Here is a 6970-nt window from a genome sequence, read left to right as displayed (position 1 = left end):
TTAGACCTACCTGCAACGGTCCAAAACCCCGACGAAATTGACGAGATGTTCCGTGCGGCTCACTCGGTGAAGGGGGGTGCAGCCATGTTGGGCTATAGTTCCATCCAAAAAGTCGCCCACCGTCTCGAAGACTATTTCAAAGTCCTCAAACAAGACACCTTACCGATTGATCGCAAACTCGAAAGTCTCTTTTTACAAGGGGTTGATTCCCTACGGGAACTCCTGGAACTGCTGCAAAGCCCCTTTGGATTACGCGACGAAGATGCAGAAGAGGTGTTTAGCCGCGTCGAACCGGCTTTTGAACAACTCGAAGCCCATCTCAAACATCTACAAGCCGGAGGAACCCCAGACGACACCCCCGCCGCTGGGGCGTCTCAACCTTCGGGGAATCTGCAAGCTGAGGTGACGGATCTATTGCGACAAATGTTAACTCTCTTCCGTCAGGCGGAAAGATCAGAAACTCGACAGAAGTTGGCCGTTTTCTGTCAGCATCTGCAAGAACTCGCTTCAGAGTCTCAGGCCTGGAAAGCCTTAACGGAGGTCGCCGATCGCGCAGTTCGCAATGAAAACAACCCCTATCGCATCTTAGCGCCAGTGGTTATTGTAGAATTGCGGGAGGCCAGCGAGGCGATCGCCGCCGGGGATGAAGGCGCAATTTCCCCTAGTTTCAGTCTGCAACATCTGGCTGAAGCCGAGGCGGGAGCCTGGGGCCACTACGCCCTGATTCGCCAAGATCCAGCCGCTGCGGTTAAAGCCCTCACAGATATTTTTGAGAAACCCCAGCTTATGAAACTCGCCAAAATGCTCTACAAAGTCGCCCAAGCCTGATAAAGCCCCCACGTCTATCCATCCCCTCCTGGGAGGGGTAGGGGGGGGTTCTCCGGCGTTCCCTGTTCCCAGTTCCGGTGTTCCCTCTTTATGACCCCCATCACCCTGACCGTTAACGGTGAATCGAAACAGTGCCAGCCTGGGCGATCGCTGCCCCAATTCTTAGAAGAAATTGGCTTAAATCCTCGCCTAATTGCTGTTGAATATAATGGCGAAATTCTCCATCGTCAATATTGGGAAAATACCCAAATTCAAGAGGGAGATAAACTCGAAATTGTCACCATTGTGGGTGGGGGTTGATAATAGTCAACCGTTGCTCGTGACTGGGCTGGAGCCACGTTAAACCCTTGGCCCGAGTGCGGGCGGCAGAGCCGCCCAGAGTGCGTGTCACGGCAGAGCCATGACACGAGGAGGGGGAGTGCGTGTCACGGCAGAGCCATGACACGAGGAGGGAGGATACAAAATTGTAGGGGCGAAAAATTTTTCGCCCCTACTAATTACAAATACTGGCCCGTATGGGATTCAGCTACCTTAGCCACCATTTCTGGGGTTCCGACAGCCACAACTTCGCCGCCTTTATTTCCTCCTTCTGGACCTAAATCAATCAACCAATCCGCCGAACGAATCACATCCAAATTATGCTCAATCACTAAAATGGAATTGCCCTTATCCACTAAACGTTGCATCACATTCAGCAACTGATGCACATCATAAAATGAGAGTCCCGTCGTCGGTTCATCAATCAAATATAAGGTTTTTCCTGTAGCGCGGCGGGATAACTCCGAGGCTAACTTCACCCGTTGCGCCTCACCACCTGAAAGCGTTGGCGCAGGCTGTCCGAGGTGAATATACCCCAACCCCACATCCAACAGCGTTTGCAGGCGACTGGCGGCGCGAGGGATGTTTTCAAAGACCTCTAACGCTTCCTCAACAGTCATATTCAGGACATCGGCGATGGAATGACCCTTATAGTGAACTTGTAGGGTTTCTCGGTTATATCGCGCCCCTTTACAGATATCACATTGTACATACACATCGGGGAGGAAATTCATGGAAATGATGTTCACCCCCTGACCGCCGCAAGCTTCACAGCGTCCACCTTTGACGTTAAAGGAAAACCGCCCCGGTTTATAGCCTCGTGCTTTGGCTTCGACGGTTTCAGCAAACACTTGACGGATACTATCAAAAATCCCTGTATAGGTGGCGGGATTAGACCGGGGAGTTCGTCCAATTGGCGATTGGTCAATGACAATGACTTTGTCAACAATGTCTTTAATTTCTTTCTTTTTACTTCCCTTGACTTGCAAGGTTTTCAACCCTTGCGGCATGGGAATTTTTCGGGTTAAATGATGTTGGAGTGCTGGATAAAACAGGTCATTGACTAATGTGGATTTCCCGGAACCTGATACACCCGTAACGCAAACTAATTTCCCTAAAGGAATGTCGATATCGATATGTTTAAGATTATTGCGATGAGCATCTTTGAGTTGTAAAACGCGACCATTTCCGGGGCGACGTTCTTCGGGAATTTCAATGGCCCGTCGCCCGGATAAATACGCGCCAGTCATGGACTTTTCTGCGGTCAGAAGCGTTTTTAAGTCCCCTTGGGCGACAATTTCGCCGCCGTGGACGCCTGCGCCGGGACCAATATCGACGAGATGATCGGCGCTGCGGATGGTATCTTCGTCATGTTCAACGACGATTAGGGTATTTCCTAAATCGCGCAATTTGCTTAAGGTTTGCAATAAACGTCCGTTATCCCGTTGGTGTAACCCGATGCTGGGTTCGTCAAGAACGTACAGCACGCCGGTTAAGCCGGACCCGATTTGAGTCGCGAGACGGATGCGTTGGGCTTCTCCCCCGGAGAGACTGGTGGCGGAGCGATCGAGGGTGAGATAATCGAGGCCGACGTCGAGGAGGAATTGCAGGCGATCGCGAATTTCCCGTAACACCAGTTCGGCGATTTGCGCTTGACGGGGACTCAGTTCCATCTCAGACAAGCGCGTTAAGCACTCGTCAATGGCGACGCCGGTGAGATCGCTGATGTGATATTGACCGATGCGAACGGCGAGGGATTCGGGTTTGAGGCGCTTTCCGCTACAGACATCGCAAACTTTATCAATCAGGTATTGTTCGAGTTTGTCTTTGATTGGGTCGGAAGATGTGTCTTCGTATTGGCGTTGCAACATGGCCAAGACGCCGGAAAAGTGGCGGTAGTAGCCTCGATTCTCTTGATAGCGCGAATCGGTTTCAATCCAAATCGGTTCGCTGGCCCCGTAGAGGAGGATCTGTTGTTGCTCGGCGCTGAGTTGGTTCCAGGGGGTGCTAATCTCGAAGCCAAAGGCTTGGCCGACGCTGAAGAGGACTGAGAGATAGTAGCTATTGTCTTTGTCGGACCAGGGGGCGATCGCACTGTATACGGGGGCGTTCGGGTCGGGAATGACCCGTTCTGGGGCGAAGGTGCGAGAACTTCCTAAACCGTGACAGGCGGGACAGGCCCCGTAGGGAGAGTTGAAGGAAAACAGACGGGGGGAGAGTTCTTCCATGACCGCGCCATGTTCGGGACAGGCGAAGTTTTCCGAGAAAATCATCTCCTGGGGACGCTCTTCGTCGGGGAGTTGGGCGGAAATCAGAACCACGCCATCGGCTTGTTTCAAGGCGGTGGCGAGGGAGTCGGTGAGCCGTTCTTGCAGTCCGGGTTTACAAATGAGGCGATCGACGACAATCTCAATGTCATGGACGTGGTTTTTGTCGAGTTCGATGTGATCCGAGAGATCTCGCACCTCGCCATTGATGCGAACTCGGACGAAGCCTTGGGAGGCCAGGCTAGAGAGGAGTTTTTTGTGGGTTCCCTTTTTTCCTCGGATGATGGGGGCGAGAATTTGGAATTTGGTCCGTTCGGGGAGATCGAGGACGCGATCGCACATGACATCAATGGTCTGAGGCGCGATGGAGCGATCGCAATGGGGACAGTGGGGTTCACCGGCTCGTCCAAACAGCAGTCGCAGATAGTCGTAAATCTCGGTGACGGTTCCCACCGTTGAGCGGGGGTTGTGGGAGGTGGATTTCTGATCGATGGAGATGGCGGGACTGAGTCCTTCGATAGACTCGACATCGGGTTTATCGAGTTGTCCGAGGAACTGACGAGCGTACGCACTGAGGGATTCGATGTAGCGCCGTTGTCCCTCGGCGAAGATGGTATCGAAGGCCAGGGACGACTTCCCGGACCCGGAAACCCCGGTAAAGACGATTAACTGGTTGCGGGGAAGGTCGAGATCAATCTGTTTGAGGTTATGTTGACGCGCTCCCCGGATGCGGATGACATCCTCAAGTTTGGGGGAGAGTGTGTTCTCTGTGGAGTTGGGGAGAGAGTCCCGAGATTTGACGCGCCGTGCCATACCGACCTTTGATACAACCCTTAACAGTTTACGGCAAGTCCTTGCCCGATGGAGCAATCTTCGCCATTTTGCCTAGGGCCGCTGTCTCTCTACAATTAGGGAATAATTGCTTTTCAATACCTATGACTCTGACTTGCAACCAACTTCTGGAGACCTATCCTGACCTCTGGCGGGATGCAACCCGTCATCCCTTTCTCGATCGCTGTCAAGCGGGAACCATTGAACCACAACAGTTTAATACTTGGCTAACTCAAGATTATCTGTTTGTGACGGAGTTCACCCGCTTTCTGGCGAATACCTTAGCTGCGGCCCCTGTGGCTCATTTTGATGTCTTGTTGGGGGGATTGAACGCCATTCGGGATGAGTTAGCCTGGTTTCGTGATAAAGCTCAGGAACGCCAGTTGAGCCTAGACAGTGCGCCTCAAGCCACCTGTGAGGCCTATTGTCAGTTAATGGCCAGTTGGTCGGTTCAACCCTATGCGGTGCAAGCCACGGCGTTATGGGCTATTGAACTCGCCTATAATCAGGGCTGGCAACTGCCCGGTGTGATGGTTTCGCCCTATGATGAGTTTGCCCAACGCTGGGGAAATCCGGGATTTACCGAATATGTTAAACAACTCGAAGCGCAAGCCAACGAACGCTTAGCAGGGGCATCAGAGGATGTTCAAGGTCAAGCGGAGGCGGTTTTTCAAGCGGTTGCCCGTCAGGAGAATGCTTTTTGGCAGATGGCATTTATTCAGGGTTGTTGATGCGATCGCCCCGAGAAAAATAACCCACCTTTTCGATGTAAATTGTCCTGATTGTCCAGAAGTTGTGTAGACTGACGACGAATAGCTCGACGTTAACTCACCGATCCTTTTGGGCGATACTCATGAAATTTGTCTGTTTGCTGTGGGTGGGAGGGATGGGGGTGGGAGCCGCGATCGCCGCTGGAGTGGGAGCGTCTGAGGCCATGGCCCAAACGATTCCGCCGCAATCGCCGCCGTTACCCTCACTTCCTGATCGCCTTCCCCCGCCGAGTCCTGATATTCTGGTTCCACCGCTACAGACTCCGGCGCAGAGGGACGACCCCGCTGAGGAGATCCCCGAGATTTGGGTTCGCAAGATTGAGGTGTTGGGAAATACGGTGTTTTCGGCGGCGGAGTTGGCGGAGTTGACGGCGGACTATGAGGGGCGATCGCTGGTATTTGAAGATTTAATCAACTTACGCACGGCGCTGACGGATTTCTATGTCGCCAATGGCTATACGACCTCGGGAGCGTTTATTCCGCCTCAGGATGTCACCGATGGGGTGGTCCAGGTGCAGGTGGTGGAGGGACGCTTAGATCGGTTAACCATTACGGGGGTGAGTCGCTTGTCGGAAGCGTTTATTCGTCATCGCCTAGAACAAGCCAGTGAGCCTCCCTTGAGTTTACCCGCTTTAGAACAGGCCCTACAACTGTTGCAACAAGACCCGGCGATCGCTTCGGTGCGGGCCGAGTTGATGGCGGGACGCGGACCGGGGTTGAGTGACTTACAGCTAACTGTGACCGAGGCGTTTCCGGTGGAGGGACGGGTCCAGTTGGCTAATCGTACTTCTCCCAATGTGGGATCTCTGCGTCCTTCACTTGAGGTAGAGGTTCACAGTCCTTTGGGAATTGGTGATTCTCTGTTGGGGGAGTTTGGAATGACAGAAGGGGTGCGAGAGGGGTTTGTCCGCTATGAGGTGCCGCTGAACCCCGAGAATACCCGGTTATCGTTATCTTATCAGCGGGGGCGATCGCGGGTGGTGGAGGAGCCGTTTGAGGCCCTAGAGATTCGCTCAACGGATGAAGATTGGCGCTTGGGTGTTTCTCATCCCCTTTGGGAAACCTCGAATGATGTGTTTCGGGTGGGGATGTCGTTGGGGTTACAGCGATCGCGGACGTTTTTGTTTGATGACGAGCCGTTTTCCTTTTCCGAAGGACCTGAAGATGGGCGCTCGAATTTAACGGTGTTACAACTGACGCAAGAGTGGTCCTCTCGCTCTCCGGCGGAGGTCGTGGCGGCGCGATCGCAGTTTAGTGTCGGACTCGATGCGTTCGATGCAACCCGTCATGAAACCGGGCCGGATGGGGTGTTTTTCGCCTGGTTGGGACAGTTTCAATGGGTGCGATCGCTGGCCCCCGATACGCTCTTGATTACGCGCATGGCGGCTCAACTCGCGGCGGACCCCTTGCTTCCAATTTCCCAGTTTAGTTTGGGGGGACCCGATACGGTTCGCGGCTATTTGCAAAATCAACGGGTTGGGGATAGTGGGGTGATGGCGTCTCTGGAGTTTCGCTATCCCTTAGTTCAAGATCCCGGAGGGTTGGGAATTGTACAGATTGCACCGTTTTTGGATGTGGGGACGGTGTGGAATTTGGGAGGCGATCGTGAGATTGCGGATCCGCAAACCTTGGTGGGAACGGGAGTGGGGTTACGCTGGGAGATGTCCCCGGATTTTTCGGCGACGTTGGATTGGGGGATTCCTTTGGTGGATGTGGGCGATCGTGGGGAGTCGTTGCAAGGAAATGGTGTGTATTTCTCCATTGAATATCGTCCCTTTTGAGAAACGAATGGCTGCTGCTTGGGGATTGACTGGATGTTTTTTATTTAAAGAAAGGAAGAGAAATTATGGCACTATCACAACGGTTTACTGAGGCCTTAGTTTGGGCGACAGAACTCCATCAAACTCAGGTTCGCAAGGGATCGGGGATTCCCTATATTGCTCATCTGTTGGGAGT

Annotated in this window: 5 protein-coding genes and 1 pseudogene; 5 read left to right on the top strand and 1 reads right to left on the bottom strand. The window is 53.1% G+C overall.

The window, feature by feature from the left end:
* Nucleotides 1-828, top strand: an 828-nt coding sequence (locus R6U67_RS16755) for an Hpt domain-containing protein (protein ID WP_410253612.1), incomplete at its 5' end; no start/stop codon positions are given.
* A gap of 90 nt (nucleotides 829-918) precedes the next feature.
* Entirely contained in the window at nucleotides 919-1128 is a 210-nt protein-coding gene (gene thiS, locus R6U67_RS16750; RefSeq protein WP_410253611.1) for a sulfur carrier protein ThiS, read from the top strand.
* Between the two features lie 197 nt (nucleotides 1129-1325).
* Here the strand turns inward: thiS and uvrA are convergent, their stop codons facing one another.
* Nucleotides 1326-4226: an excinuclease ABC subunit UvrA gene (gene uvrA / locus R6U67_RS16745; RefSeq protein WP_410253610.1), complete on the bottom strand. Its 2901-nt coding sequence runs from the start codon at nucleotides 4224-4226 to the stop codon at nucleotides 1326-1328.
* A 122-nt stretch (nucleotides 4227-4348) separates the two neighbouring features.
* On the opposite strand from uvrA, the gene R6U67_RS16740 reads away from it, so the two are divergent.
* The 3 genes and pseudogenes from R6U67_RS16740 to R6U67_RS16730 all read left to right on the top strand — a co-directional run.
* Complete coding sequence (locus tag R6U67_RS16740) at nucleotides 4349-4975, top strand: TenA family transcriptional regulator (RefSeq protein WP_410253609.1); 627 nt, start codon at nucleotides 4349-4351, stop codon at nucleotides 4973-4975.
* A gap of 122 nt (nucleotides 4976-5097) precedes the next feature.
* Nucleotides 5098-6795 carry a ShlB/FhaC/HecB family hemolysin secretion/activation protein gene (locus R6U67_RS16735; protein ID WP_410253608.1) on the top strand — a complete coding sequence of 566 codons (1698 nt, stop codon included), beginning with the start codon at nucleotides 5098-5100 and terminating at the stop codon, nucleotides 6793-6795.
* 65 nt (nucleotides 6796-6860) lie between these two features.
* Nucleotides 6861-6970, top strand: a pseudogene (locus tag R6U67_RS16730) (phosphohydrolase); the annotation flags it as partial.

This window comes from Sodalinema sp. (assembly GCF_046483825.1).
Taxonomy (GTDB): Bacteria; Cyanobacteriota; Cyanobacteriia; order Cyanobacteriales; family Geitlerinemataceae; genus Sodalinema.
The sequence above is the reverse complement of the archived record's forward strand: the minus strand, read 5'-3'. Positions and strand labels throughout refer to the sequence as shown.

What these genes read in the sequence shown, in the direction of transcription:
- thiS (WP_410253611.1), top strand. Translation starts at nt 919, where the DNA reads ATGACCCCCATCACCCTGACCGTTAACGGTGAATCGAAACAGTGCCAG.
- uvrA (WP_410253610.1), bottom strand. Translation starts at nt 4,226, where the DNA reads ATGGCACGGCGCGTCAAATCTCGGGACTCTCTCCCCAACTCCACAGAG.
- R6U67_RS16740 (WP_410253609.1), top strand. Translation starts at nt 4,349, where the DNA reads ATGACTCTGACTTGCAACCAACTTCTGGAGACCTATCCTGACCTCTGG.
- R6U67_RS16735 (WP_410253608.1), top strand. Translation starts at nt 5,098, where the DNA reads ATGAAATTTGTCTGTTTGCTGTGGGTGGGAGGGATGGGGGTGGGAGCC.